Raw genomic sequence first — 26,473 nt, forward strand, 5'->3', positions numbered from 1 at the left:
CTCACAGGCAGGGGTCGTCCGCGGCCGTCAGGCGCCCGCTCGCGATCGCCGCGCGGAACAGGGCGAAATCGGCCGCATTGCGCTCGGCGTAGGCCGCGGCCCAGTCGGCGATCGCCCCGCGCAGGTCTTGGTGCTTGCCGCTGCCGCAGTAGCCGGCGATCGCCGCCGCGTCGCCGGTCCGCGCGTGGGCGCGCGCGAGGAGCGCTCCGTAGGCGTACGAGAAGGTCAGGAGCGGCGCGCCGGACATCCGGGCGAGCGGGATCGCGCCCTTCAGATTCTTCATTTGGCGTACGTAGAACGGCCGGCCGGCGATGCTGGTCCAGCCGAGCAGCGGGTCGCCCACCGCCTGGAGCAGGCGCTGGCCGTAGATCACCCGCTCGCCCTCGTGCCCGGAGAACGGCGCCGGCACGCCCGGCAGGTAGGGCGCGTGCGCCGGGCGGACCGCCTCCTTGACCTGGAGGAAGAGCGCGTCGGCGTCGGAATTGCCGAACAGCAGCGCGAGGTAGGCCCGGGTGCCGACGCTGCCGACGCCGACGACGCGGTGAGCGACGTCGACCATGTGGTAGCGGTCGAGCATGAAGCGCCGCTCCCGCGGCAGGGTCTCCGCGTAGCGCTCCAGGCCGGTGACGACGCCCTCGCGGGTCGCCTCGTCCACGGGCGTGAGGATCGGGGGATCGGTCTGCAATTGCCAGCTGCCGTCGGTGCGCCGCTCGGCCACCTGCGCGAGGAGGCTGCGGTTGTTCCGCCGCCGCGCCTTGTCCACCGCCCGCCGCACCACGGCCCGGGCCTCCGCGTCCATCTGCAGCCCGGCGATGTGCGGGGCGTCGGCGCGGGTGGTCTGGTACCAGACGTCGAGGGAGCCCTGGGGCGCGAGCCGTCGCATCGTCTGCTGGTAGCCGCAGACCGCCTCCATGACGGCCGCGCGCCGCTCGCTCGCCGGCGCGCCCGCGTCTTCGGTGGCGATCGCGAGGCCGGCCGCGAGGCGCTTCAGATCCCATTCCCACGGGCCGATCGTGACCTCGTCGAAATCGTTGAGGTCGAGGACGATGTCGCGCTGCGGCGTGCCGAACAGGCCGAAATTGTCGGTGTGCGCGTCGCCGTTCATCACGACGTCGATGCCGCTGCGCGGCCCGCGCGACAAGTCCCAGGCCATGACATGCGCCGCCCCGCGCAGGAACGCGAAGGGCGAGGTCGCCATCCGGGCGACCCGCAGCGGGATCAGGTGCGGCTGGCGGCCCCGGTGCGCGGCCTCGATGAGGGCGATCGGGTCGGGCCGGTCCGGATCGGAGTCGAGCGCGCTCTGACTCACGTGGGGCACCTCGGCGCGCAGTCGCTTGCCGGCCCTGCGGCGCTTATCCCAGGCCTCGACCCCCGCGCGGAGGTCGATCCGCGGAAACTCGGCGACCGGCGCGAGGACGGAATCCGGGCCGGGAGCGTCCGTGTCCCGGTCCGCCGGCGCGGTCTTGTCGCTTGCGATGCGATCCATCGATGTCCCAATGCGGCATGCGGCACAGTTTCGGCCGTACGGTCATCGTCCCCGAGACGGGGGCGGACTTCCCTACGATAGCATCCGGCCGGCTCTGTGACGTCCCGGGCCCGGACGGCCCTTGACCACCCTACAGGGGGGCCCTCTAACGAACCGAATAGCCGGGGGGTGTTCTTCCGTCCTGCGTCGTTCACGGCCTCGCGATCACAGTGCCGGGACCGGCGCGGACGGACCGGGAACACCGTCGCATCAGCGAGACTTCGCATGCCCAAGGGTTCAGATCTCCTCGTCGCCGCCCTCGAGAACGAGGGCGTCGACCGCATCTTCGGCATCCCCGGCGAGGAGAACCTCGACGTCGTCGAATCCCTGCGGAACTCCAAGATCGAGCTGGTCCTGACCCGCCACGAGCAGGCGGCGAGCTTCATGGCCGCCACCCACGGCCGCCTGACCGGCCGGCCGGGCGTCTGCCTCTCGACCCTGGGGCCCGGCGCGCTGAACTTCTCCACCGGCGCGGCCTACGCGCATCTCGGCGCCATGCCGATGATCATCATCACCGGCCAGAAGGGCATCCTGTCCTCGCGGCAGGCCAAGTTCCAGATCGTCGACGTGATCTCGTCGATGAAGCCGATCACCAAGATGGCCCGGCAGATCGTCTCGGCCTCCTCGATCCCCACCATCGTGCGCGACGCCTTCCGGGTCGCCACCGAGGAGCGGCCCGGCCCGGTGCTGCTGGAGCTGCCGGAGGACATCGCGTCCGAGGAGGCCGAGGCCGACCTCGTGCCCTCGCACCCGATCGACATCCCGGTCGCGCACCCGACCGCCATCGCGCGCGCCGCGGAGATGATCCTCAACGCCAAGCGCCCGCTGATCATGCTGGGCGCCGCCGCGAGCCGCCCGCGTGCCACCGGCGAGCTCGGCGGCTTCGTGCAGCGCACCGGCATCCCGTTCTTCACCACCCAGATGGGCAAGGGCACCGTCGCGGGCGGGACCGACCTCTACATGGGCACGGCGGCGCTCTCGGAGCGCGACTACGTCCACGAGGCGATCGACAAGGCCGACCTGATCATCGCGATCGGCCACGACACGATCGAGAAGCCGCCCTTCTTCATGGGCCAGGCCGACCAGAAGGTCGTCCACATCAGCTACATGCCGGCCAACGTCGAGCAGGTCTACTACCCCGACGCCGAGGTGGTCGGCGATCTCGGGCCGACGCTGAAGCTCCTGGCCGACAAGCTCGACGGCAAGCTCCCGAATGCCGGCGCGCTGCTGCACCTGCGCGAGCACATCCTCAGCCACATCGGCGACCGGGCCGGCGAGGACCGCTTCCCGGTGACGCCGCAGCGCCTCGTGCGCGACGTGCGCCGGGTGATCCCGGAGGACGGGATCGTCTGCCTCGACAACGGGATGTACAAGATCTGGTTCGCCCGGAACTACCGCACCTACGTCGCCAACACGCTGCTCCTCGACAACGCGCTGGCCACGATGGGCGCGGGCCTGCCCTCGGCCATGATGGCGGCGATGCTGTACCCGAAGCGGCGCGTGATGGCCGTGTGCGGCGACGGCGGCTTCATGATGAACAGCCAGGAGATGGAGACCGCCGTCCGGCTCAAGCTCAACCTCGTGGTGCTGGTGCTGGACGACTCGGCCTACGGGATGATCCGCTGGAAGCAGGCGGTCGACAAGTTCGCCGATTACGGCATGACCTTCAACAACCCGGACTTCGTCCTCTACGCCAAGTCGTACGGGGCGACCGGCCACCGGGTCGAGTCGGTCAACGACCTCGTGCCGACGCTGGACCGGGCCTTCGCGGCGGGCGGCGTCCACCTCGTGGCGGTGCCGATCGACTACTCGGAGAACACCCGCGTGCTGGTCGACGAGCTGCGCGCCAAGGTGAAGGATTTCGAGCCGGCCGAGTGATCTCGGCCCCGCAGACGGATCGGCACGACAACAGGGCAGCGCGATGAACCCGTTCACCTTCCAGACCACGCCGAACGTGCTGTTCGAGGCCGGCGCCGCGAAGAAACTGCCGGAGATCGTCGGCAGCTTCGGGGCCAGGCGCGTCCTCCTGGTCACCGACAAGGGCGTGCGCGGCGCCGGCCTCACCGAGGCCGCCGAGGCGGCGCTGGCCGCCGCGGGCGTCACCCTCGACGTCTACGAGGACGTGGTCGCCGACCCGCCCTCCACGGTGATCGAGGCGGCGGCGAAGCGCGCCCGGGAGCTCGGGACCGACCTCGTCCTGTCGATCGGCGGCGGCTCGGCGCTCGATACCGCCAAGCTGGTGGCCTATCTCGCGAAGTCGGACGAGCCGCTCGACGCGATCTACGGCGTCGGTCTCGCCAAGGGCGACCGGCTGCCGCTGATCCTCGTGCCGACCACGGCCGGCACCGGCTCGGAGGTGACGCCGATCTCGATCGTCACGACGCCGACCACCGAGAAGAAGGGCGTCGTCGCCCCGAAACTCCTGCCCGACTGGGCGGTGCTCGACCCGGAGCTGACGCTCGGCCTGCCGTCCCACGTGACGGCCGCCACCGGCATCGACGCCATGGTCCACGCGATCGAGGCCTTCACCAGCAAGAACAAGAAGAACCCGATCTCCGACCAGCTCGCCAAGCAGGCGCTGGCGCTGCTCTCGGCCAACATCCGCACGGCCTGCGCGGACGGGAAGAACCTCGAGGCGCGCTCCGGCATGCTGCTCGGCTCGATGCTCGCCGGCATGGCCTTCGCCAACGCCCCGGTCGCGGCGGTCCACGCCCTGGCCTACCCGGTGGGCGCGATCTTCCACGTGCCGCACGGGCTCTCGAACGCCCTGGTGCTGATGGGGGTGATGCGCTTCAACCTCTCGCACGCCGAGGCGCTCTACGCCGAGCTGGCGCCGATCCTCGACCCCGCCGCCGCGGACCTGCCGCAGCCCGAGGCCGCCAAGCGCTTCGTCGAGAGCCTCGACGCGATCTGCCGCGACTGCAAGGTGCCGGCCTCGCTCGCCGAGGTCGGCGTCGCCCGGCAGGACCTGGAGCGCATGGCCACGGACGCGATGAAGCAGACCCGGCTCCTCGTGAACAACCCGCGCGAAGTGACCTACGACGACGCCTTCAAGATCTACGCCGAGGCGCTGGGAGAGGTGCGACCGGCGGCGTGACGGTTCCCCGACCCGCACCCTCATCCTGAGGTGCGGCGAAGCCGCCTCGAAGGAGCCCTCCAGAAATCGCGCGGCTGGCTGGAGCCCTCCTTCGAGGCCTCCGCTGCGCTCCGGCACCTCAGGCTGAGGGATGGAGATGGGAATACCGGGTTCGCGCGAAGGTCTATCGGGTCTGTGAGCTGACGAGAGGCGCCGCGGTCGCGCGGCGCGCCATACGGTCGGGAGGGGGCGCCAGCATGGACCAGTTCGACGCGTTCCGGGCGCTGAGCGAGTTCTGGACCCGGGCCGGCGCGGGCTTTTTCACCCCCGGTGCCGGGCAGGCCGCGCCCGGCTTCGGCTGGCCAACCTTCCCGGGGGGCGACCTCGCGGATCTGGCCACCGCGCAGGCCAAGCTCACCGAGGCCTGGACTTCCGCCACCGCCCTCTCGCAGACCCTCGCGAAATCCCTCCAAGGCGGCCCCGGCGCGCCGGACCCGACCGCCGGGGCGGTCCTCGCCCGGATCTTCGACCCGCAGGCCTGGCTCGGCGGCTCGGCCGAGTTCGACGCCGCCCTGACCCGCATGGCCGAGGGGCCGCAGCTCGCCGACCTGTGGCAGACCGAGCGGCGCTACGCGGCCCTGTTCACCGCCTGGGCGGGCCTGCGGCGAGCGCAGAGCGAGCACCAGGCCGTGATGCTGCAGGCCTGGACGCGGGCGGCCGGGACCTTCGCCCAGGAGGCCAATGCCCGCGCCGAGAACGGCGAGAGTTTCGCCTCCGCCCGCGAGATGATGAGCCGGTGGATCGAGACCGCCAACGGGGTCCTGCTGGAGGTCCAGCGCTCCGACGCGTTCCTGACCTCGCAGCGGGCCGTGCTCCGGGCCTCGACCGATCTGCGCCTCGCCCAGCAGGACGTGGCGGCCTTCCTGTCCGAGTTCTACGGCCAGCCGACCCGGGCCGAGCTCGACGACGTCCACAAGAGCCTCACCGAGCTGCGCCGCGAGGTCCGGGCGCTCCGCCGCGAGCGCCGGCGGGCCAGCAAGGTCGCGAAGGCGGGTGGTTCACAGGTCGGGGAGGACGTTCATGGCTGATCAGGAAAGCCCGAAGGGGCCGGCCGCGCCGCTGAATCTCACCCCCGCCGCGTTGCTGGCCGAAGTCGGCACCCTCGGGCGCCGGATCAGCGAGGGGGCCAAGCTGTTCGCCGATGTCAGCGACGCGGACGTCGAGATCGCCACCACGCCGAAGGATCTGGTCTGGAGCCAGGACAAGGTCAGCCTCTACCGCTACCGGCCGCTCGCCGAGAGCAAGGGCCTGCCGCCGGTGCTCATCGTCTACGGCCTGATCGGCCGCTACACGATGGCCGACCTGCAGGAGGACCGCTCGCTGGTCCGCAACCTGCTGAAGCTCGGGCTCGACCTCTACGTGGTCGACTGGGGCAATCCGGGCCGGGCCGACCGCTACGTCACCATCGACGACTACGTGGACGGCTACCTCGCGGAATGCGTCGCCTTCATCCAGGAGGCGGCCGGGCGCGAGCGAGTGAGCCTGCTCGGCATCTGCGAGGGCGGCGTCTTCACCACCTGCTACGCGGCGCTCTACCCCGAGACCGTCAACGCGATGGTGCTGACCATCACGCCGATCGACTTCCACGCCGACACGCGGGAGAACCGAGCCGGCCACGGCTTCATCAACGTCTGGACGCGCTCGCTCACGCCCGAGGATGTGGACCGGCTGATCGACGCGCAGGGCTCGCTGCCCGGGGCCTTCATGGGCTCGGTGTTCTCGATGATGACGCCGATGCGCACCATGACGAAGTACAACCTCGACCTGCTCGACGCCCTCGACGACAAGAAGAAGTTCCTGAACTTCCTCCGCATGGAGAAGTGGATCGCCGACCGGCCGGACCATCCCGGCGAGGCCGCCAAGCAGTGGCTGAAGGACCTCTACCAGGACAACAAGCTGGTCGAGAGCGCCTTCGAGCTGGGCGGCCGCAGAGTGGATCTGAAGAAGATCACCTGCCCGGTGCTGAACGTCTTCGCGCAAGACGACCACATCATCCCGCCCGCCACCTCGAAGGCGCTGAAGGATAAGATCGGCACCACCGACTACACCGAGATGGGTCTGCCCGGCGGCCATGTCGGCGTCTTCGTCGGCGGCAAGGCGCAGAAGTTGTTGGGCTCCGGCATTGCCGACTGGCTCGGCAAGCGGGGGTAGCGTGCAGGCTCGGGGGAGTGCCGCATGGGCAGCCTGAAGAACAAGATCGTCAGCGCCGACGAGGCCGCCGCTATCCTGCAGGACGGCGACATGGTGGCGGTGTCGGGCTTCGTCGGGATCGGCACGCCCGACGAGTTGATCCTGGCGCTCGCCCGCCGCTTCGAATCCGGCAACGGCCCGCACGGGATCGGCCTGATGTTCGCCGCCGCCCCCGGCGACGGCAAGGAGCGCGGCCTCAACCGCCTGGCGATCCCGGGCCTCGTCCGCCGCGTCGTCGGCGGCCACTGGGCGCTCGTGCCGAAGCTCGGCGCCATGGCGGTGGCGGGCGAGATCGAGGCCTACAACCTGCCGCTCGGCGTCGTCTCGCACCTCTACCGGGAGATCGCCGCCCACACCCCCGGCCACATCACCAAGGTGGGCCTGCGCACCTTCGTCGACCCGCGGCTGGAGGGCGGCAAGCTCAACGCCGTCACGAAGGAAGACCTGGTCAGCGTGGTCGAGCTCGGCGGCGAATCCTGGCTCCACTACAAGGCCTTCCCGGTCAACGTCGCGCTGATCCGCGGCACCACGGCCGACCCGGCCGGCAACATCACCATGGAGCGCGAGGCGCTCACCCTCGACAACCTCGCCGCCGCCATGGCGGCGAAGAACTCGGGCGGCTTCGTCATCGCGCAGGTGGAGCGGCTGGCCGAGGCCGGCTCGCTCAACCCGCGCGAGGTGCAGGTCCCCGGCGTGCTGGTCGATTGCGTGGTCCTGAGCAGTCCCGAGAACCACCGTCAGACCTACGGCACGCCCTACAACCACGCCTTCACGGGCCGCCAGCGCGTGCCGCTCGACCGGATCGCCCCGATGGCGCTCGACACCCGCAAGGTCATCGCCCGGCGCTGCGCCTTCGAGCTCCCGCCGGGAGGCGTGGTCAATCTCGGTATCGGCATGCCCGAGGGCGTCGCGGCGGTCGCCGCGGAGGAGCGGGTGCTGAAATACCTGACGCTCACCGCCGAGCCTGGCGTGATCGGCGGCCTGCCGCAGGGCGGGCTCGATTTCGGCGCCGCCCTGAACCCGGCCGCCGTGCTGCACCAGAACCAGCAATTCGACTTCTACGACGGCGGCGGCCTCGATCTCGCCTGCCTGGGCCTCGCCCAGTGCGACGCCGAGGGCAACGTCAACGTCAGCCGCTTCGGCACGCGGCTCGCGGGCGCGGGCGGGTTCATCAACATCTCGCAGAACGCCAAGAGCCTCGTCTTCGCCGGCACCTTCACGGCCGACGGCCTCAAGGTGGCGGTGGAGGACGGCGGCATCCGGATCCTCAGCGAGGGCCGCTCGCGGAAATTCGTCGCCGCGGTGGAGCAGGTGACCTTCTCGGGGGCCTACGCGGCCGAGCGCGGCCAGCCGGTGCTCTACGTGACCGAGCGCTGCGTGTTCCGGCGGACCCGGGCCGGCATGGAGCTCGTCGAGGTCGCGCCCGGCATCGACATCGCGCGCGACATCCTGGGCCAGATGGGCTTCACGCCGATCGTGCAGGATCCGCAGCCGATGGATCCGCGCCTGTTCCGCGAGGCGGTGATGGCGCTAGAACCGTGGCTGCTGGGCCTCTCGCTGTCGGAGCGGATCAGCTACGACCCGGAGCGCAACATCCTGTTCTCGAACCTCGAAGGTTTCCAGGTCCGGACCATCGACGACGTCGAGCTGGTGCGCCGCGAATACGAGCGCGCCTGCCAGGAGATCGGCCGCAAGGTCCACCTGATCGCCAACTACGACGGCTTCGAGATCGACCCGACCGTGAGCGATGCCTACTTCTCGGCGATCGCCTATCTCGAAAACCGCTATTACGAGACCGCGTCCCGGTATACCACGAGCGCGTTCTTGCGATTGAAACTCGGCGCCTCGTTGGCGAGCCGCGACCTGGCTCCCCATGTCTTCGAGACAAAAGCCGAGGCGCAGGCGAGGAATACGGCCCAGAGCGTGCCTCTCAAGCCGCGGCCCGGCATGTCCCAGCCCGACATGCCGCGACCGCCGAAGGAACCGTTGGATGCCTGAGTTCGAGACCCCCTCCCTGAAGGACCGCGCCCTGCTGGTCGATGCCTGCCTGATCGGCGGTGCATGGTCGAAGGCCGGTTCCGGCAGCATCGACGTCACCAACCCGGCGACCGGCGCGCTGATCGTTAAGGTGCCGAATGCCGGCGCCGAGGAGACCCGCCAAGCGATCCGCGCCGCCCACGCGGCCTACCCGGCCTGGCGCGCCAAGACCGCCAACGAGCGCGCCGTGCTGCTGCGCAAGCTCGCCGCCCTGGTGACCGAGCATCAGGAGGACCTCGCGCAGATCCTCACCGCCGAGCAGGGCAAGTCCTTGACCGAGTCCCGCGGCGAGGTCGCCATGTCGGCCGCCTACGTGCTGTGGTTCGCGGAAGAGGCGCGCCGCGTCTACGGCGACGTGATCCCCTCCCCCTGGGGCGACCGCAAGATCCTCGTCACCAAGGAGCCGGTCGGTGTCGTGGCGGCGATCACGCCGTGGAACTTCCCGTCCTCGATGATCGCCCGCAAGATCGCCCCGGCGCTCGCCGCCGGCTGCCCGATCGTGATCAAGCCGGCCTCGCAGACCCCGCTCTCGGGCCTCGCCTGGGGCGTCCTGTGCGAGCGCGCCGGTTTCCCGGCCGGCACGGTCTCGATCCTCACCGGCTCGGCCCGGGCGATCGGCGCCGAGATGACCGGCAACCCGCTCGTGAAGAAGATCACGTTCACCGGCTCCACCGAGGTCGGCAAGGTGCTGCTGGAGCAGGCCGCCCACACGGTGAAGAAGGTCTCGATGGAGCTGGGCGGCAACGCGCCGTTCATCGTGTTCGACGACGCCGATCTCGACAAGGCGGTCGCCGGCGCGATGCTCGCCAAGTACCGCAATTCCGGTCAGACCTGCATCTGCACCAACCGCTTCCTGGTGCAGGACGGGATCTACGACGCCTTCGCGGAGAAGATGGCCGAGGCGGCCAACCGCCTGAAGGTCGGCAACGGCCTCGAGGACGGCGTCGCCCAGGGACCGCTGATCGACATGGCCGCGGTGGAGAAGACCGAGGCCCATATCCGCGACGCCGTCGAGAAGGGCGGCCGGGTGGTGGCGGGCGGCCACCGGCACGCGCTGGGCGGCCAGTTCTTCGAGCCGACGGTGATCACCGGCGCCACGCCCGCCATGGCGGTGGCCCGGGAGGAGACCTTCGGGCCTCTGGCGCCGCTGTTCCGGTTCCGCGACGAGGCCGAGGCGATCCGCATGGCCAACGACACCGAGTACGGCCTCGCCTGCTACTTCTACACCCGCGACCTCGGCCGGACCTTCCGGGTCGCGGAGGCGCTGGAATACGGCATGGTCGGGATCAACGAGGGGATCATCACCACCGAGGTGGCGCCCTTCGGCGGCGTGAAGGAATCCGGCCTCGGCCGCGAGGGCTCGTACCAGGGCATCGAGGATTACCTGAACACCAAGTACCTGTGCGTGGGTGGGCTGGGCGCGTAGCGCTCGACCAGCGAGACGCCTCGTCGTGATGTGACGGGTTCTCCCGCCCCCGCGCGGAGGAGGGAGAACCGGTGCGTCCTACCGCCCGCTCGGCGCGGCGCCGCTTCCGGTGGTGCCGTTGCCCGAGCTGCTGCCGGCCGGCGCGCCGGGGGTGCTGACGCGCGGGCCGCCGCTGGTGCCGGGCGCCATGCCGGCACCGGTGGTGCCGGTGCTCTCCATGGAGCCGGCTCCCGTCCCGGTGCCGCCCACCGCGCCGGACTTGTTGACGTTGCCCTGGTTGGCGCCCCCGGTCTGCGGCGCCTGGGCCAGCGCCGCGCCGGACGTGGCGAGAACGACGGACGTGGCGAGGGCGAGGATCGTCTTCGACATGGGGCCTCCTGACAGGACGTTGGGCTGTGGTGTCAGGCCAACCCGGACGCGCCGGGATTGTTCGGCCCCTCTCAGCGGGCGAGCGCCTCGCGCCACGCCGTCCAGGGCCAGCGCAGGGCCTCCCCGCCCGCTGCCGGCGCGATCGAGACCGTCGCGGTCCGACCGCTCACCAGCCGCGGATCCGCCGTGCCGCCGTCGAGGGTGATCCGCACCGGGATGCGCTGGGCGAGGCGCACCCACGAGAAGGTCGGGTTCACGTTCGCCAGCAGGTTGGTGGCGTCGCTGCGGCCGGTCTCGCCGATGCCGCCGGCGATGCTGGCGACGTGGCCGCTGAGCACCCCGTCCTCGCCCATGAGCTGGACGGTCACGGGCGCGCCGACGCGGATCCGCGGCAGCTTGGTCTCCTCGAAGTAGCCCTCGATCCGGACCGTGTCGCGGTCGATCAGCGCCATGACCCCGCGGCCCGTGGTGACGTAGGCGCCCGGGCGGAGCTCCATGTTGGTGATCCGGCCGTTGACCGAGGCGCGCACCGCCGAGCGCTCCAGGTTCAGCTTGGCGAGGTCGCGATCCGCCAGGGCCTGCTCGTAGGCCGCCTCCGCGGACAGGTCGGCCGCCTTGGCGGCCTCGACCTTCTGCTGCGACACCGCGGCGTCGGAGAGCTTGCTGTAGCGGGCGTAATCGGCGGCCGTCTGCTCGGCGGTGGCCTTGCGGTTCTGCACCATCGCCTCCGCCTGCCGCAGCCCGAGGCGGAACCGGTCCGGATCGATCCGGAACAGGACGTCGCCCTTCCGCACGAGCTGGTTGTCCTCGACGAGCACCTCCGTGACGAGGCCGGAGACGTCGGGGGCCACCGCGACCACGTCGGCGCGCACGCGCCCGTCCCGGGTCCAGGGGGCGTCCATGTAGTAGTCCCACAGGCCGAGGCCGACGATCAGCGCCGCGGCGACCATGCCGAGGGTGACCAGGAGGCGGCCGAGGGCGGAGAACAGGGCGGTCATTGCAGGGTCCGGTGGGCGAGGGTCACGACGCCGCCGAGCAGGACGACGTAGAGGGCGAGGTCGAAGAGCGGCCGGTGCCAGACGAGGCGGTAGAAGCCGGCCGCCGCGAGCAGGCGGCGCAGGGGCAGGCTGAGGGCGAAGGCGAGGGCCATCCAGAGGGCGAGGCCCGGCACGAACACGCCGTAGAGGTCGATCTCGCCCATCATGCCGCCATCTCCCGGTCGTCCAGCGCAAGTGCCGCCCGGTAGGCCGGCGCGTCTGGGAAGAGCCCGCGGCGCAGGCCGGTCAGCCCGATCAGGGCGGCGCGCCGCTCCGGCGACGGGGCCGCGCCCGCGACGGCGTCGAGCGCCTCGTCCAGGGCCGCCAGGAGCGCCGAATCCGGCTGGCCGGTTCGGCCGTCAGCCGCCGACGCACCCGACGGACCTCCACGAGGTTGATGCCGACCCGGACATCGGCCAGCAGGTCGCCCACGGAGGCCGACATCTCGGCGGGCAGGCTCGCCAGCCGCGGCGCGATCAGGCCGACCCGGTCCAGCATCAGGGCCGCGAGCTCGAGCCCGTGGCCGGTGCCGCGCCCGTCCGCGGCGGCCGCGAGGCTCTGCCGGTTGATGCGCGCGAGCCGGCGGGCGCTCCAGCCGGCGCCGACCGAGCGGATCAGCCGGGTCACCACCGCGCCGACCCACATGCCGACCACCGAGGCAATGACCCCGTTGGCGAAGGGCGCGAAGTCGCCGCTGTAGCCGTTCTGGAGCGCCAGCAGGGTCGCGCCGTTCAGCGCCGCGCCCATGCCCATCGGGGCGGTGCGCGGCTGGGTCATCATCAGGCCGCACAGGATCAGGGCCGGCGCCAGCGCCAGGGCCAGCATCTCGAAGGAGGTGGCGAGCGGCAGAACCGCGAACAGGTAGAGGCCCGCGCCGAGGGCGCCGACGATCGCCGAGTTGGTGAAGCTCAGGATCTGCGGCGCGGGATCGTCCTGGGCGGCGAACAGGCAGCAGGCAACCGCGCCCATCATCGGCGCCGCCGATCCGTCGGGCCAGCCGGTGGCGATCCAGATCGCGCAGCAGACCAGCAGGCCCACGAACACCCCGAAGGCGGAGAACGCCGCCAAGCCGTGATCCCGGTGGCGGATCGACCGGACCCGGGCCGTGTAGGCGAAGGCGAGCGGCGCCCGGGGCACCGTGCCGCCGGCGATGTGGCCGCGGAGCGCCCGCAGGTCCTGGCGCAGGTCGATGACGTCGCGCAGGCGCGCCGCGAGGCTCGCGAGCAGGAGCGTGGTCCAGTCCGGAGCCCGGCCGAGGGCGGGCTCGAACCCGTCGATCCGGCCGCGCAGCTGGGCGGCGCGATCCGGATCGTCCGCCTCGTCGGCGAGCCAGGCGGCGAGGTCCGACAGGAAGGCCCGGACCCGCGCCGGCAGCGCCCCGGCCTGCTCGAGGGCGGCGACGCGGTCCGCCACGGCGGCGACGATCGGCAGGACCATCAGCATGTGCTGCCGGAGCGGCGCGAAGGCCTGGGCGGCGCGCTCCGCGCCCGTCGCCTCGTTGCGCAGGGCGAGATCGAGAGCGTCGAGGCCGATCGCGTCCGAGGCGAGGCGCAGGCGCCGGCCCTGGCTCGGCCCGGCGGCCTCCGGCGCGCGGGCGGCCGCGAGGGCGCTCCGGATCCAGGCCCGGGCCTCGGCCGACCAGTGGTCCAGCCGCTCGACGATGAGCGGGGCCGCCGATTGCGGCAGGATCAGCGTGGCGGCGAGGCTGGCGCAGACGATGCCCAGGGAGATCTCCTCGGCCCGCGCCACCGCGGTGTCGAAGATCGCCCCGGGATCCTCGACGGCGGGGAAGCCGATCAGCGCCGCCGTGTACCCGGCGAGCATCGGCAGGTAGCTCGCGGGGGTGCGGTCGAGGAGCGAGACGTAGAGGCAGAGCGCGACCCAGAGCGCCACCGCGAGGCTCAGCAGGATCGGCTCGTTGACGAGGTTCGGCACCAGCACGACGCTCACCGCCGCGCCGAGCACGGTGCCGCAGACCCGGTAGACGGCTTTCGAGCGCGTCGCGCCCGAGAGAACCTGGCTGGTGATGTAGACCGTGCCGAGCGCCCAGTAGGGCCGCGGCAGGTCGATCCAGAGCGCGAGGAACAGGGCGAGCATCGCCGCCGCGTAGGTCTTCAGCGCGAAGGCCCAGTCGCGCCATCCGGGAAGGGTCACGACACCGGCTCCGGCTCGCGCGCGGCCGCGGCCACCTCCCGCCCGTGGCGCTGGAGCGCCGCGAAGACCCGGAGGCTCGCCTCGAGATCCGCGCCGTCGATTCCCGCGAAGACGCGGGCGCGCAGGGTGGAGAGTTCGGCCTCGATCTGCTCGAAGACCTGGCGGCCGCGCGGGGTCAGGCCCAGCACCTTGGCGCGGCGGTCGGACGGATCCTCGCGCCGGACCACGAGTCCGGCGGCGGCGAGCTGGTCGACGAGGCGGACCAGCGAGGGCCCCTCGATGCCGACGGCCTCCGCCAGGACGTTCTGGCGCGGCTCCTCGTCCATCCGGCCGATGATGATGAGCGGGTGCGCGGTGGCGTCGGACAGGCCGTGCGCCTCCGCGACCGTGTTGGCGGCGCGGCGCCAGTGGCGGCCGGTCGTCAGGAGGGCGTGGGTGAAGGCCTGCTGCAGCCGCTCGCGCGTCTTCGGATCGTCGATACCGGTCACGACCTGTCCCATCGCCGCGAGGACCCGGTGCAGAGATCGGATCAATCAGCTCGCATGCTGATAGATAGCATCATATCAATTCGAATAGAGAGGCATTCCGAGCTGTCAGGGTTGCGGCTGACGAATGGGCTCCGCCTTTTCCTGAGCGCATGCAGCGTCGGCGGACTGCGATCCGGGAACCAGCGCGAGAAGGCGCGAAGCATCCGTCGGCTACCGTTGTCGGTTGAGCGCTCCGGTCGGTGCAGACCGCTTCTCATCGCGCGTGCAGCGAAGCGACGCGAGGTCAGCGCGACGCTGGAAAACGTGGCGCTGCTGGATTGCTTCGCTCCGCTCGCAAAGACGGCGGAGCCGATCCGATCAATCGGAAGCGGTATGGATCATCCTGTGCCGCTCACGCGGCGCTCCGTGTGCTGGGTCCCGGATCGTCGTCCACTGCGTTCCAGGCGTTCGGGAAAGCGGCGCGCCTCAGGCCAAGTGTGGATTCTGGCGCCCGCCGTCTCTGCGAGCGGAGCGAAGCAATCCAGCCGGCGCACCGCTGAGCAAGATCGCGCCGCACTGGGTCATGTCGCGGCGCGCGTGATGTCGGTGCGGACTGAGCCGGCACGTTCGTAACAGAGCCGCGCCTCGACCCCGCCCGTCACGCCGGATGCGTGTTGTGGATCTGGTCGAAGTCGAGCGACGCCGTGTCGATCACGATCTGCGTCCGGCTGATGACCTCGAGCTTCCGCAGGATCTCGGAGACATGGGCCTTCACGGTCGAGTCGCCGACCTGAAGCTCGTGGGCGATCTGCTTGTTGAGCTTGCCCTGCCGAATCATCATCAGGACCCGCAGCTGCTGCGGCGTGAGCCGGGCGAGGCGCTCCGGCAACGGGGCCTTCTTGCTCCGCGGCGCGGGCGCGCTGGCCTCGGCGAGCCCCGGCGGCAGGAACAGCGCCCCGCTCATCACCTCGGTGATCGCCCGGGTGAGCGTCGCCTTGTCCATGGCCTTCGGCACGAAGCCCGCCGCCCCGTGCTGCAGGGCCTCGCGGACGATGCGCGGATCCTCGTGGCCGGAGACGATCAGGAGCGGGATGCGCGGGAAACTCGCCCGGATGGTGATCAGCCCGTCGAAGCCGGTCACGCCCCGCATGGAGAGGTCGAGGAGCGTCAGGTCGATGCCGCGGTTCGCGGCCAGCACCGCGCAGGCCGCCTCGATCCCGTCGGCCTCGTGCAGGACCGCGTCCGGGTGCGCGAGGCGGATCGTGGCCGCCAGGGCGTCGCGGAACAGGGGGTGGTCGTCGACGATCAGGAGATGCACGGAGACCTCGGTCCTTCGCTCGAGATCCTCACAGGATCCGCCGATACCGCGGGCGGGAGGTCCGAAGGTGATCGATGCGGCCCCGGGGCGCAAGCGGGTGTTGAGACGATCGCCCGGCCCCGGGACCTGGGTGTGCCGGCCCGTGGCGGCCGGCACACTTTCGGTTGGGCGCCTTCAGCGCGACGCCACCGTCTTGGGCAGCTTGAACGCCCAGAAGCTGCCGCCCTGGTTGATGCCGGCCGTGGACTTGGCGACCTCGCCGCCCCAGAGCGGCACCGCGCCGCCCCAGCCGGCCGCGACGCCGACCCACTGCTCGCCGTCCTGCTCCCAGGTGATCGGCGAGGAGACCACGCCGGTGCCGACCTGGAACTTCCACACCTCCTCGCCGGTCTTGGCGTCGAAGGCCTTCAGGAAGCCCTCCGGGGTGCCGGTGAAGACGAGGTTGCCCGCGGTGGTGAGCACGCCGGCCCAGAGCGGGGCCTTGTTCTTGTACTCCCACACGACCTTGCCGGAGGCCGGGTCGATCGCCTTGAGCGAGCCGATATGGTCGTCGAAGACCGGCTTGATGGTGAAGCCGGCCCCGAGATAGGCCGCGCCCTTCTTGTAGTTCACCGGCTCGTTCCAGATATCCATGCCCCACTCGTTGGAGGGCACGTAGAACAGCTTGGTGTCGGGGCTGTAGCCGATCGGCATCCAGTTCTTGCCGCCGAGGAAGCTCGGCACCGCGAAGACCGACTTGCCCTTCTTGTCGTCGCCCTGGGCCTTGCTCGGGTCGCCGGGCCGGTTCTCCTCGTTGTAGATCGGGCGGCCGTTCTCATCGATGCCCTTGGCCCAGTTGATCTTCTCGACGAACGGCGTCGCCGAGATGAACTTCCCGTTGGTCCGGTCGAGCACGTAGAAGAAGCCGTTGCGGTCGGCGGTGGCGCCGGCCTTGATGCTCTTGCCGCCCTTGTTCAGGTCGAAGGGCACGAACTCGTTGACGCCGTCGAAGTCCCAGCCGTCGTGCGGGGTGGTCTGGAAGCCCCAGACGATCTCGCCGTTGTCGGGGTTGAGGGCGAGGCGCGAGGAGGTCCACTTGTTGTCGCCCGGCCGCAGCCAGGAGTTCCACGGGCCGGGATTGCCGGTGCCGAAGTAGATCAGGTTGGTCTCGGGGTCGTAGGTGCCGCCGAGCCAGGTGGCGCCGCCGCCGAACTTCCACATGTCGCCCGGCCAGCTCTCGTTGACCTTGCCCGTCATGGTCGAGGGCTTGCCGTTGAGCTCGCCCATATGGCCCTCGATCACGGGGCGCTTCCACACGACCTCGCCGGTCTCGGCGTCGCGGGCCTCGATGCGGCCGATCACGCCGAACTCGCCGCCCGACACGCCGGTGATGATCTTGCCCTTCACGATGATCGGGGCGGCCGTGTAGCTGTAGCCGGCCTTGAAGTCGTCGATCTCCTTCCGCCAGACCACCTTGCCGGTCTTGGTGTTCAGCGCGACGAGCTTGGCGTCGAGCGTGCCGAAATAGACGTTGTCCTTGTAGAGCGCGGCGCCGCGGTTCACCACGTCGCAGCAGGGCAGGATCCCCTCCGGCAGGCGGGCGTCGTACTCCCACTTCTTCTCGCCGCTGCGGGAATCGATCGCGTACATGCGCGAGTACGAGCCCGTGACGTAGATGATGCCGTCCTTGACCAGCGCCTGGCTCTCCTGGCCGCGCTGCTTCTCGCCGCCGAACGAGAACGACCACGCCGGGACGAGGCCCTTGATATTGTCGCGGTTGAGGGTCTTCAGCGGGCTGAAGCGCTGGGCCTGCGGCCCGAGCCCGTAGGTGACGACGTCGCCGGGCGTCTTGGCGTCGTTGATGATGTCCTGCTCGGTGACCCCCTGGGCCATGGCCGGCAGGGCGCCGCCCGCCACGAGGGCGGCGACGCCCACCGCGGCGAGGAACCGGGTCCGCATTCTCATGACGTGTCCTCCGTGGTCGGCCCCGGTCCGTGTGGCCGGGGCATCCGGGTTTCGACGCGGACCGCACGAGTCGCGGGGCGCCCCCTTGGAGATCGAGGCTATCGATGTTCTCAGAGAAGTCTTATTGGCCATTGGTCCAATGAGGCCATTCTGCGGACTGGCGGATGCAATGTATTCGTCGAGATCGGCGCTAAAATCGGCACGGATATGCGGGGCATCCCGTGCGGGAAATCTGATGTTCGCCCTTGCCGTCGACGCGAGCGGAGCGAAGCGACCCAGAGCGGCGCAACATCCCGAGATGGCGCGCTGCCTGGATTGCTTCGCTCCGCTCGCGATGACGGAGGCGGTCAGTACCCTTTCGGCGGCGTGTAGGGGACGCCGTAGGTCTCGCAGATCGCCCTGAGGCGGCCGTCCGCGCTCAGCGCCGTGATCGCGTCCCCGACCGCGTAGGCGAGGTCGCGGGAATCGGTCCTCACCGCGCCGCCGATCTCCCAGCGGGTCTTCACCAGCCCCGTCGAGGGGACCGTGGCGATCGAGTTGTCGTCCTTCGGGACCTTCGCGGCGGACAGGGCCGCCGCGATCGCCGCGCGGGTTCCGGCCAGGATCGGCGCCTCGCCCGCGAGGTAGGCCTTCGCGGCCTTGTCGAAGCTCTTGTAGTGCTTCAGGTTCGGCCGGAAGCGACCGCCCTGGGCGGTCAGCAGCATCAGGTCGGCGGCGCCCGTGCCTTCCAGCGCGACGCTCCTGTCGCCGATGTCGTCGAGCCTGTCGAAGCCCTCGAGCGCGTCCTTGCGGTACGCGAAGGCGATCTCCTGCTCGAAATACGGTGCGGTGAAGAACACCTGCTCGTTGCGCAGGGCGAACTGCCGGTCGGTGGGCACGTGCAGCATCAGGTCGGCGAGCGGCGTGCCGGCGAGGTCGCCGCGCCACAGGTTCAGGCGCAGGTCGCCGTCGACGTTCTCGCCGGCATCGACCACGCGCAGGTCCAGCTTCACGTTCAGCTTCTCGGCGATCGCGCGGGCGAGATCGACGTCGATCCCGCGGGGCCTGCCCCTGTCCTCCTCGGAGAACGGCGCGTTGTCGCCGTAGACCGCCACCCGCAGCGTCCCGTCGGCCGTGACCTGGTCGAGGGGGCGCGCCGCCGCTTCCGGCTGGAACCGGAGGGCCATCAGCAGGCCGCAGGCGAGAAGGAGCCGTGCGCTACTCCTCATGCTTCGACTCGATGTAGCTGCGGATCGCCCACAGGCCCTCCTGCGAGATCACGCCGTCGAAGGCCGGCATCTTGGTCACGCCGTTGATGACGGCGCCGTGCTTCATGCGCTCGACGAAGTACTCGTCGCCCTCCTTGCCCTGCGGCAGGTAGCGCAGGTCCGGGGCGAGGCCGCCGGAGATCATCTCCAGGCCGTGGCAGCGGGCGCAGTTCTGATTGAAGCCCGAGGCGCCGATCGCGATGGCGTGCTTGTCGCCCTTGTAGGGGTTCTCGGCGACCCACTCGGCGCCCAGCGCCTTCAGGCCGTCGGTGTTGACCGGCTGGGGCTGGACGTCGCCGTGCCCGAGGGCGCTGCCCGCGGCGAGGACCAATCCCAGAGCGGCGAGCACGCCGCTCGCCGCCGTCTTCATCGTGCGCATCCGCCCCTCCGATTGTCGTTGCACGAGGGTTAGCAAGTACCGGGCGGCAGACCCATTATGCTTTGGTACGGATCAGTCAGGATAGCGCCGGCCACGACTTGTGTTGCATTGCACAAAATCCGTTGGGTGCACCTTGGTCTAATATCCGAGGGCGCAAATCCGCCCCTAGACTCCGGGTCAACGACAAGAACCGCGGGGATGGAGGAGACGGACGGGGATGGGATCCTCCGGTGCGCGGCGGCCCAGGATGCGCGGCGGCCTTCGGGCCGGCCCGCGCCTCGCCGTCATCCTGGCGGCCCTCGCGCCGATCCCTGAGGGGCAGGCCGCGCCCGCGCCGGCGGGTCCGCTCCTGACGATCCAGTACCTGGAGCGGCGGGTCGAGCGACCGGTGCCGGTGAACAACGAGGACCCGATCCCCGACGACGAGGGCGCGAAGGGCGCGGAGCTCGGCCTGAGGGACTCGAACGCCACCGGCCGCTTCCTGGGCCTCGGCTTCGAGCTCGGCGCGACGATCGTCGAGCCGGGCGACGACATCCGCCGGGCCTTCCGCGATCTCGCCGACCGCCGCTTCGTGGTGCTCAACGCGCCGGCCGCGGACGTCCTCGCTCTCGCCGACCTGCCGGAGGCGAAGGGCAGCGTGCTCCTCAATATCGGCGCCCCGGACACGCGCCTGCGCGACGCCGATTGCCGGAGGAACCTGCTCCACGTCCTGCCGTCCCGCGCCATGCTGGCCGACGCGCTGGTCCAGTTCCTGGCGTTCAAGCGCTGGTCCCGGATCCTGCTGGTGAGCGGGCCCGCGCCGGGGGACGCGCTCTACGCCGAGGCGCTGCGGCGCAGCGCCAGGAAGTTCAGCGCGCGGATCGTCGCCGAGTCGCGCTACGACCCGCAGGGCGGCGACGTCCGCGACACGGCCCTGCGCGAATTTGCGCTGCCGACCCGCGGGCCCGAGCACGACGTGGTGGCGGTGGCCGACGAGGCCGGCGCGTTCGGCGCGAGCCTCAACTACAACACCGCCTCCCCCCGGCCCCTCGTCGGCACGCAGGGCCTCGCGCCTTCCGCCTGGGGGCGGCCCGTCGAGGCCTGGGCCGCCGTGCAGCTCCAGGGCCGGTTCCGGAAGCTCGCGGGCCGCGCCATGCGGCCGGTCGACTGGGCCGGTTGGATGGCTGTGCACGCGGTCGGCGAGGCGGCCGTGAAGGCGCGCAGCACCGATCCCGCCGCCGTCCGAGACGCGCTGACGGCGCCCGGCTTCGAGATCGGCGGCTTCAAGGGTCGCCCCCTGAGCTTCCGCGCCTGGAACGGGCAGCTGCGCCAGCCGGTCTTCCTGCTCTGGCCCGGGGCCGTCACCGCGACGGCGCCGATCGAGGGGTTCCTCCACCACCGCACGGAACTCGACACCCTCGGCCTCGACGAGCCCGAGAGTGCCTGCCGCGCCTTCTCAGGGACATCCGGATGAGCCGGCTCACCCCCCTCGCCCTCGTCCTCTGCCTCGCAGGGCCCGCGCTGGCCGAGGAGATCTTCGTCTCGAACGAGCGCGACAACACCGTCTCGGTGATCGACGGCGACAGTCTGGAGGTGCTGCGCACCTTCCCGGTCGGCCGGCGGCCCCGCGGGCTGACCTTCTCGCAGGACGGGCGGTCTCTCTACGTCTGCGCCAGCGATTCCGACGCCGTGCAGGTGATCGACCCGGAGACCGGCCAGGTCCGGCACAACCTCCCGTCGGGCGAGGATCCGGAGCAGTTCGCCCTGGCGCCGGACGGGCGCACGCTGTTCATCGCCAACGAGGAGAACGCCACCACCACGGTCGTCGATGCGCAGACCCGCAAGGTCCTGGCGCAGATCGATGTCGGCATCGAGCCTGAGGGCGTCGCGGTGAGCCCCGACGGGCGCACGGCCGTGACGACCTCCGAGACCACCAACATGGTCCACTGGATCGACACGCAGACCCTCGCGGCCGTGGACGCGACGCCGGTCGGGCAGCGGCCGCGCTTCGCCGCCTTCACGGCGGACGGGTCCAGGCTCTGGGCGTCCGCGGAGATCGGCGGCACCGTGTCGGTGATCGACGTTGCGACCCGGAAGGTGGTCGAGACGATCGCGTTCGCCGTCAAGGGGATCGCGGCCGACCGGATCCAGCCGGTGGGCGTCCAGATGTCGAAGGACGGGCGGCACGCCTTCGTGGCGCTGGGGCCGTCCGACCGGGTCGCGGTGGTGGATACCGCGACCTACCGAGTCGAGAGCTACATCTTGGTCGGCCGCCGGGTCTGGCAGCTCGCGCTCAACGCAGCGGGCACGCGGCTCTTCACCACCAACGGCGTCTCCGGCGACGTGACGGTCATCGACACCGCGACGTTCCGGCCGATCAAGACCGTGAAGGTCGGCCGCTTCCCCTGGGGCGCGGCGGCGCGGCCCATGAGTTCGGCGCAAGCGCCGGACGGTCGCGCCGCCGGTGCGGCGCCGTGAATCTCCGGCTGACGCGCACCCTGGCATCCGCCTCCCCCTCTGGATGTTTCCGGATCCGCGCAGGCAGCTGGGCAACAGCGGCGAAGAAGCGCTCTCCGGTCCCCTCTCCCGTGCGGGAGAGGGACAGGGCGAGGGATCAGGGCCGTCCGGACGAGGCGCGAGGCGGCCGCGCGTCGAGACCGTGTTCCATCCTGAAATTTCTCGTCCCTCTTCCCAACCCTGTCCCGCACGGGAGAGGGGGTCCGTCGCGCCCTGTCGCCGGCGCCCATGCCCGACCCGGGTGCGTGACGGACGAAGGCTGGGGAGGAGGTAGGGAGAAGGCGCGGCCGCTGCGGAGCGGAGCGTCTCGCAACCCGCCCGCGCCCCGAACCGCGGTGAGCCTGGGTGCCGGCACGCTCCTGCGCGCCGCGCTGCTCCTTCTCGTCCTCCTCTTGCCGACCCTGCCAGTCCATGCAGGCCAGCTCGATCGCGCCGCCCTCGAACGCCATTTCCCGGCCCCGCTGGTGGTCGGCGAGAAAGACGACAAGCTCCCGGTCTGGCCGATCCTGAAGCAGCAGGCCGGGTCCTACGAGGTCTTCGCCTACGCCTTCGAATCCGTCGACCTCGCGCCGATCCCGGGCTTCGGCGGCACGCCGCCCGACCTGCTGATCGCGCTCGCCCCGGACGGCACCTTCCGGGACGTGACGGTGCTCTCGCACCACGAGCCGGTCTTCCTCGAGGGCCTCGGCTCCGAGCCGCTCTACGCCTTCGTCGACCAATATGCCGGCCTCTCGGCCCGGCAGGCGATCCGGGTCGGGCGGCCGAACGCGCGGGCCGCCGGCGCCGCGCCCCGGACCACCGTCGACGGCATCTCCATGGCCACCGCATCGACCCGGGTGATCAACCAGTCGATCCTGGCCTCGGCGCTGGCGGTCGCCCGCGCGAAGCTCGGCTTCGGGATGGCCAATGTCGGCCTGAAGGTCGAGGCCAAGCCCGACCTCTACGAGCCCCTGTCCCTGTCCGACCTTCTCGCCCGCGGCTGGGTCCGGCGGCTGACGGTGACGAACGCGGACGCCGCCGCGGCCTTCAAGGACACCGGCGTGGCCGATTCGTCCGAGGGGGCGCCGGACGCCGTGCTGACCGACCTCTACGTCGCCGCCCTGGACCCGCCCTCGATCGGCCGCAACCTGCTGGGGCCGGCGCGCTACGACGCGCTCATGCGCGAGCTCGGCGCCGGCAACCACGCCGTGATGGTCGTCAGCGCCGGGCCGGAGGACGCGCCCGAGAACCCGGTCGGCGACCGGTTCGTGCTGGGCGCCGTCCCCGACCGGCTGGCGATCGGCCAGGCCGGCCTGATCGTGAACGCCCGCGACATGGCGGTGGAGCGCCGCGACGCCGGCCTCGCCGAGGGGCTGCCGCCCGGCCCCTGGACGATCCTGCGGATCGACCAGGCCGCCGGCTTCGACCCGTCCGCGCCCTGGGTGCTGACCGAGACGATCGTCCGCGAGCGCGGGCAGATCCTGTCGGAGAAGATCGCCCGGACCTTCACGGTCGAGACCGCCCTGCCCGCCGACCTGTTCACGCGGGTCCGGCCCGATGACGGGCCGAGCTGGACCGACCCCTGGCGGGCCCGGGCGCCCGAACTCGCGCTGATCGGGCTGATGCTCGCGGTGCTGGTGCCGGTCCTGAGCCGCCAGCGCGGGCTGGTGGCGGACCAGCGCCGCTTCGCCCTCTTCCGCCTCGGCTTCCTGGCGCTGACCCTCGGCTTCGTCGGCTGGTACGCGCAAGCGCAACTCTCGATCGTGACCCTCGTCGGCCTCGTGCGGGCCGCCACCGTGACCCACGACCTCGCCTTCCTGCTCTACGACCCGCCCTCGCTGGTGCTCTGGGCCTTCGCGCTGGCCGCCCTGGTGGCCTGGGGGCGCGGCACGTTCTGCGGCTGGCTCTGCCCCTTCGGCGCGCTGCAGGAATTCGTCGCGCTGCTCGCCCGGCCGCTGCGCATCCGCCCCGTCGCGGTGCCGCCGGGGCTCGACCGGGCGCTGCGGCCGCTGAAATACGTCGTGCTCGCGGGCATTCTCGGCGCCGCCGGGATCGGGTCCCCCCTCGCCGACACCGCCGCCGAGGTCGAGCCGTTCAAGACCGCCATCACCCTGTCCTTCGTCCGGGCTTGGCCGTTCGTCGCCTACGCGGCCGGTCTGCTGGTGCTCAACCTGTTCGTCTACAAGGGTTTCTGCCGTTACCTGTGCCCGCTCGGCGCCGGCCTCGCCCTCCTCGGGCGGGTGCGGATCCTCGACTGGATCCCGCGCCGGGTGGAATGCGGCTCGCCCTGCCAGCTCTGCAAGGTCCGCTGCCGCTACGGCGCCATCGCGCCGTCCGGCAAGGTCGACTACGCCGAGTGCTTCCAGTGCATGGAGTGCGTGACGATCATCCACGATCCCGGGCAGTGCGTGCCGCAGGTGGTGGCGCGCAAGCGGGGCCGCCGCGCGGCGGCCCGGTCAGTGACCGTCGTCGGATGAGCGCGCCGATGCGCTTCACGCCGGGCCGCCGCCGGATCCTCGTCGGCGCCGCGGGACTCGCCGGTCTCGGGGGGATCGCGGCGTTCCGTGTTTCCGCGGCGTCGCAGGGGCTGGCGCTGCGCAGCCGCGCCGGCCTCGCCTTCGGCACGACGGTGGCGCTGACCGTCGCGGGGTCCGACCAGTCCACCGTCGAGGCGGCGCTCGGCGAGGGGTTCGCGGCGATGCGCGCCGTGGAGGCGGCCGCCAGCCTGTTCCGGAGCGACAGCGCTCTGGCACGGCTCAACCGTGACGGAGTCCTGGAGGCGCCCGACCCGCACCTTCTCACCCTGCTGCGCTTCGCCCTGGCCCTCTCGGCCGAGACCGGCGGCGCCTTCGACCCGACGGTCCAGCCGCTCTGGCCGGTCTGGACCCAGGCTGCCGCCCGCGGCGAGCGGCCGGGGTTCGATGTCCTGCGCGCCGCCCTGGCGCGGATCGGCTGGCGGCGCGTGCAGGTCGGGACGGACCGCATCGTCCTGGAGCCCGGGACGGCCCTAACGCTGAACGCCCTGATCCAGGGCTACGCCGCCGACCGGGTCATGGCAGCGCTCCGGGCGCGCGGCGTCGCGGACGCCTTCGTGGATACCGGCGAGATCGGCGCCGCCGGCGCGCATCCCGACGGCACGCCCTGGCGCCTCGGACTGGCCGATCCCCGCCATCCCGGCGCGGTCGCCGACGTCATCGCCCCGTTCACCGGCTTCGCCGCGACCTCGGGCGACTACAACATGAGCTTCTCGGACGACCGCGCCGACCACCACATCTTCGATCCGGCGACCGGCCGGTCGCCGGGCTTCCTGTCCTCGGTCACGGTCACCGCGCCGACTGGGCTCGTCGCCGACGGGCTGTCGACCGCCTGCATGGTGCTGGGGCGTGAGCGCGGCGCGGCGCTCGTCGCGGCCCATCCAGGCTGCGCCGTGCGCTTCACCGGGAAGGACTGACACATCCGCCCCCAATCGCGCGGGCCGGCGCCGGAACCCGGCACCGAACTCTGCCCCCGCGGGAGCCATGGCTGTACGGGTGGTTCTCGCCGCGGCGCGGGCCCTGCATGCTCCCGGCCCGGAATGGACTGTCGGGAGATCGCGTGTGACTGGAGCAACCGGGCCGTACTGGCCGACGGAGGTCTGGGCGGAGCAGGACCCGGGCGCGGCGGGGCTCGATCCCGGCCGTCTCGCGGAGGCTGTCGCCTTCGCGGAAGCCCACGAGAGCGCGTGGCCGCGCAGCCTGTACTATCCCGACGGTCGCTATGTCGGGATCGTCGAATGGAACGAGACGGGGCCCTGGAGCGCCATCGACGGGCCGGTCCACCCGCGGGGTGGCCCGGCGGGGGTGATCCTGAAGGGCGGCCGGCGCGTCGCCGCCTGGGGCGATACCGCTCGCCCGGACATGACTTTCTCCATCGCCAAGAGCTACCTCGCGGTGCTGGCCGGCCTCGCCCACGACGACGGTCTGATCCCCGACGTCGACGCGCCGGTGCGGGACAGCGTCCCCGACCCGCTCCTCGACGGCCCGCACAACGCCGCGATCACGTGGCGCCATCTCCTGCAGCAATCGAGCGAGTGGCAGGGCACCCTGTTTGGCAAGTCCGATCAGGTCGACCATTTCCGGCAGATCGGCCCGGGTGCGGACAACAGCCGCAAGGGCGAGGCGCGCGCGCTGCGAGGCCCGGGCACCTACTACGAGTACAACGACGTGCGGGTGAACCTGCTGTCGTACTGCCTGATGCGCCGCTTCGGCCGGGCCCTCCCGGAGGTGCTGCGCGAGCGGATCATGGATCCGATCGGCGCCTCCAGCGACTGGTCGTGGCACGGCTACGGCACGGCCTGGGTCGAGGTCGCCGGCGCGCGGGTCCAGTCGGTCCCCGGCGGCGGCCACTGGGGCGGCGGCCTGTTCATCGGGGCCGACGACCACGCCCGCTTCGGCCTCCTCGTCGCCCGCGGCGGCGCCTGGAACGGGCGGCAGCTCCTCTCGGAGCGCTGGATCCGCGCCATGCTGACGCCCTCCCCGACCCTCGACAGCTACGGCTACCTCTGGTGGCTGAACCGCGGCGCGGCCGCCAAGCCGCAGCTGCCGGCCTCGGCCTTCAGCGCCCTCGGGGCGGGCAACAACGTCATCTGGTGCGATCCCGAGCACGACCTCGTCGCGGTCCTGCGCTGGATCGACAAGGCGGCCCTCGACGGCTTCCTGCTGCGTCTCGCGGCGGCGGTGCGCGACGTGGGGGCTGCGTGAGGCTGCGGCACGTTCGGGCGCGAACGGCGA

General features: G+C 71.4%; 21 protein-coding genes. 11 read left to right on the plus strand and 10 right to left on the minus strand.

Annotated elements, in window-relative coordinates:
- Nucleotide 1: 1 nt before the first annotated feature.
- A complete protein-coding gene (locus tag MOTC310_RS04820) occupies nt 2-1,486 on the minus strand; it encodes a DUF2252 domain-containing protein (protein ID WP_331300962.1) in 1,485 nt (494 codons plus the stop codon).
- A gap of 264 nt (nt 1,487-1,750) precedes the next feature.
- On the opposite strand from MOTC310_RS04820, the gene MOTC310_RS04825 reads away from it, so the two are divergent.
- From MOTC310_RS04825 to MOTC310_RS04850, 6 genes are all read left to right on the plus strand, one after another.
- Entirely contained in the window at nt 1,751-3,403 is a 1,653-nt protein-coding gene (locus MOTC310_RS04825; RefSeq protein ID WP_331300963.1) for an acetolactate synthase large subunit, read from the plus strand.
- Between the two features lie 43 nt (nt 3,404-3,446).
- Nucleotides 3,447-4,622, plus strand: a complete 1,176-nt coding sequence (locus MOTC310_RS04830; protein WP_331300964.1) for an iron-containing alcohol dehydrogenase — start codon at nt 3,447-3,449, stop codon at nt 4,620-4,622.
- A gap of 236 nt (nt 4,623-4,858) precedes the next feature.
- On the plus strand, nt 4,859-5,689 hold the full coding sequence (locus tag MOTC310_RS04835; RefSeq protein WP_331300965.1) for a poly(R)-hydroxyalkanoic acid synthase subunit PhaE: 831 nt from the start codon (nt 4,859-4,861) through the stop codon (nt 5,687-5,689).
- Nucleotides 5,682-6,812 carry a class III poly(R)-hydroxyalkanoic acid synthase subunit PhaC gene (gene phaC, locus MOTC310_RS04840; RefSeq protein ID WP_331300966.1) on the plus strand — a complete coding sequence of 377 codons (1,131 nt, stop codon included), beginning with the start codon at nt 5,682-5,684 and terminating at the stop codon, nt 6,810-6,812. Before MOTC310_RS04835 ends, phaC begins: the two co-directional genes overlap by 8 nt.
- A 24-nt stretch (nt 6,813-6,836) precedes the next feature.
- Nucleotides 6,837-8,849, plus strand: a complete 2,013-nt coding sequence (locus MOTC310_RS04845) for an acyl CoA:acetate/3-ketoacid CoA transferase (RefSeq protein WP_331300967.1) — start codon at nt 6,837-6,839, stop codon at nt 8,847-8,849.
- Nucleotides 8,842-10,314 carry an NAD-dependent succinate-semialdehyde dehydrogenase gene (locus MOTC310_RS04850; RefSeq protein ID WP_331300968.1) on the plus strand — a complete coding sequence of 491 codons (1,473 nt, stop codon included), beginning with the start codon at nt 8,842-8,844 and terminating at the stop codon, nt 10,312-10,314. Before MOTC310_RS04845 ends, MOTC310_RS04850 begins: the two co-directional genes overlap by 8 nt.
- 78 nt (nt 10,315-10,392) lie before the next feature.
- Here the strand turns inward: MOTC310_RS04850 and MOTC310_RS04855 are convergent, their stop codons facing one another.
- The 9 genes from MOTC310_RS04855 to pedF all read right to left on the minus strand — a co-directional run bounded on the left by MOTC310_RS04855 (nt 10,393) and on the right by pedF (nt 19,229).
- The gene (locus MOTC310_RS04855; protein WP_331300969.1) at nt 10,393-10,683 is read right to left on the minus strand and encodes a hypothetical protein; all 291 of its coding nucleotides are present in this window, start codon (nt 10,681-10,683) and stop codon (nt 10,393-10,395) included.
- 71 nt (nt 10,684-10,754) lie between these two features.
- A complete protein-coding gene (locus MOTC310_RS04860; protein ID WP_331290346.1) occupies nt 10,755-11,681 on the minus strand; it encodes an HlyD family secretion protein in 927 nt (308 codons plus the stop codon).
- A complete protein-coding gene (locus MOTC310_RS04865; protein ID WP_331300970.1) occupies nt 11,678-11,887 on the minus strand; it encodes a DUF1656 domain-containing protein in 210 nt (69 codons plus the stop codon). The genes MOTC310_RS04860 and MOTC310_RS04865 overlap by 4 nt, the downstream gene beginning before the upstream one ends.
- A gap of 88 nt (nt 11,888-11,975) precedes the next feature.
- The gene (locus MOTC310_RS04870) at nt 11,976-13,874 is read right to left on the minus strand and encodes an FUSC family protein (protein WP_331300971.1); all 1,899 of its coding nucleotides are present in this window, start codon (nt 13,872-13,874) and stop codon (nt 11,976-11,978) included.
- Nucleotides 13,871-14,374: a MarR family winged helix-turn-helix transcriptional regulator gene (locus MOTC310_RS04875; protein WP_331290903.1), complete on the minus strand. Its 504-nt coding sequence runs from the start codon at nt 14,372-14,374 to the stop codon at nt 13,871-13,873. Before MOTC310_RS04875 ends, MOTC310_RS04870 begins: the two co-directional genes overlap by 4 nt.
- A 625-nt stretch (nt 14,375-14,999) precedes the next feature.
- Nucleotides 15,000-15,659 (minus strand): response regulator transcription factor, encoded by a 660-nt coding sequence (locus tag MOTC310_RS04880; protein ID WP_331300972.1) that lies wholly within the window; start codon nt 15,657-15,659, stop codon nt 15,000-15,002.
- A gap of 174 nt (nt 15,660-15,833) precedes the next feature.
- Nucleotides 15,834-17,603 (minus strand): PQQ-dependent methanol/ethanol family dehydrogenase, encoded by a 1,770-nt coding sequence (locus tag MOTC310_RS04885; protein ID WP_331300973.1) that lies wholly within the window; start codon nt 17,601-17,603, stop codon nt 15,834-15,836.
- 347 nt (nt 17,604-17,950) lie between these two features.
- Nucleotides 17,951-18,811, minus strand: a complete 861-nt coding sequence (locus tag MOTC310_RS04890) for a substrate-binding periplasmic protein (protein WP_419539856.1) — start codon at nt 18,809-18,811, stop codon at nt 17,951-17,953.
- Nucleotides 18,801-19,229 carry a cytochrome c-550 PedF gene (gene pedF / locus MOTC310_RS04895; RefSeq protein ID WP_419539108.1) on the minus strand — a complete coding sequence of 143 codons (429 nt, stop codon included), beginning with the start codon at nt 19,227-19,229 and terminating at the stop codon, nt 18,801-18,803. Before pedF ends, MOTC310_RS04890 begins: the two co-directional genes overlap by 11 nt.
- Before the next feature lie 217 nt (nt 19,230-19,446).
- On the opposite strand from pedF, the gene MOTC310_RS04900 reads away from it, so the two are divergent.
- The 5 genes from MOTC310_RS04900 (at nt 19,447) to MOTC310_RS04920 (ending at nt 26,443) form a co-directional block, all read left to right on the plus strand.
- Entirely contained in the window at nt 19,447-20,682 is a 1,236-nt protein-coding gene (locus MOTC310_RS04900; RefSeq protein WP_331300974.1) for an ABC transporter substrate-binding protein, read from the plus strand.
- Nucleotides 20,679-21,686 (plus strand): YVTN family beta-propeller repeat protein, encoded by a 1,008-nt coding sequence (locus tag MOTC310_RS04905; RefSeq protein WP_331300975.1) that lies wholly within the window; start codon nt 20,679-20,681, stop codon nt 21,684-21,686. Before MOTC310_RS04900 ends, MOTC310_RS04905 begins: the two co-directional genes overlap by 4 nt.
- Nucleotides 21,687-22,060: 374 nt before the next feature.
- The gene (locus MOTC310_RS04910; RefSeq protein ID WP_331300976.1) at nt 22,061-24,181 is read left to right on the plus strand and encodes a 4Fe-4S binding protein; all 2,121 of its coding nucleotides are present in this window, start codon (nt 22,061-22,063) and stop codon (nt 24,179-24,181) included.
- Complete coding sequence (locus MOTC310_RS04915; RefSeq protein WP_331300977.1) at nt 24,178-25,155, plus strand: FAD:protein FMN transferase; 978 nt, start codon at nt 24,178-24,180, stop codon at nt 25,153-25,155. The genes MOTC310_RS04910 and MOTC310_RS04915 overlap by 4 nt, the downstream gene beginning before the upstream one ends.
- 145 nt (nt 25,156-25,300) lie before the next feature.
- Complete coding sequence (locus tag MOTC310_RS04920) at nt 25,301-26,443, plus strand: serine hydrolase domain-containing protein (RefSeq protein ID WP_331300978.1); 1,143 nt, start codon at nt 25,301-25,303, stop codon at nt 26,441-26,443.
- Nucleotides 26,444-26,473 lie beyond the last annotated feature (30 nt).

It is taken from the genome of Methylobacterium oryzae, assembly GCF_036441375.1.
Classification (GTDB): domain Bacteria; phylum Pseudomonadota; class Alphaproteobacteria; order Rhizobiales; family Beijerinckiaceae; genus Methylobacterium; species Methylobacterium oryzae_A.

Excerpts from the sequence above, each read along its gene's own strand:
- MOTC310_RS04820 (WP_331300962.1), bottom strand. The coding sequence starts at position 1,486 with ATGGATCGCATCGCAAGCGACAAGACCGCGCCGGCGGACCGGGACACG.
- MOTC310_RS04825 (WP_331300963.1), top strand. The coding sequence starts at position 1,751 with ATGCCCAAGGGTTCAGATCTCCTCGTCGCCGCCCTCGAGAACGAGGGC.
- MOTC310_RS04830 (WP_331300964.1), top strand. The coding sequence starts at position 3,447 with ATGAACCCGTTCACCTTCCAGACCACGCCGAACGTGCTGTTCGAGGCC.
- MOTC310_RS04835 (WP_331300965.1), top strand. The coding sequence starts at position 4,859 with ATGGACCAGTTCGACGCGTTCCGGGCGCTGAGCGAGTTCTGGACCCGG.
- phaC (WP_331300966.1), top strand. The coding sequence starts at position 5,682 with ATGGCTGATCAGGAAAGCCCGAAGGGGCCGGCCGCGCCGCTGAATCTC.
- MOTC310_RS04845 (WP_331300967.1), top strand. The coding sequence starts at position 6,837 with ATGGGCAGCCTGAAGAACAAGATCGTCAGCGCCGACGAGGCCGCCGCT.
- MOTC310_RS04850 (WP_331300968.1), top strand. The coding sequence starts at position 8,842 with ATGCCTGAGTTCGAGACCCCCTCCCTGAAGGACCGCGCCCTGCTGGTC.
- MOTC310_RS04855 (WP_331300969.1), bottom strand. The coding sequence starts at position 10,683 with ATGTCGAAGACGATCCTCGCCCTCGCCACGTCCGTCGTTCTCGCCACG.
- MOTC310_RS04860 (WP_331290346.1), bottom strand. The coding sequence starts at position 11,681 with ATGACCGCCCTGTTCTCCGCCCTCGGCCGCCTCCTGGTCACCCTCGGC.
- MOTC310_RS04865 (WP_331300970.1), bottom strand. The coding sequence starts at position 11,887 with ATGATGGGCGAGATCGACCTCTACGGCGTGTTCGTGCCGGGCCTCGCC.
- MOTC310_RS04875 (WP_331290903.1), bottom strand. The coding sequence starts at position 14,374 with ATGGGACAGGTCGTGACCGGTATCGACGATCCGAAGACGCGCGAGCGG.
- MOTC310_RS04885 (WP_331300973.1), bottom strand. The coding sequence starts at position 17,603 with ATGAGAATGCGGACCCGGTTCCTCGCCGCGGTGGGCGTCGCCGCCCTC.
- MOTC310_RS04890 (WP_419539856.1), bottom strand. The coding sequence starts at position 18,811 with ATGAGGAGTAGCGCACGGCTCCTTCTCGCCTGCGGCCTGCTGATGGCC.
- pedF (WP_419539108.1), bottom strand. The coding sequence starts at position 19,229 with ATGCGCACGATGAAGACGGCGGCGAGCGGCGTGCTCGCCGCTCTGGGA.
- MOTC310_RS04900 (WP_331300974.1), top strand. The coding sequence starts at position 19,447 with ATGGGATCCTCCGGTGCGCGGCGGCCCAGGATGCGCGGCGGCCTTCGG.
- MOTC310_RS04905 (WP_331300975.1), top strand. The coding sequence starts at position 20,679 with ATGAGCCGGCTCACCCCCCTCGCCCTCGTCCTCTGCCTCGCAGGGCCC.
- MOTC310_RS04915 (WP_331300977.1), top strand. The coding sequence starts at position 24,178 with ATGAGCGCGCCGATGCGCTTCACGCCGGGCCGCCGCCGGATCCTCGTC.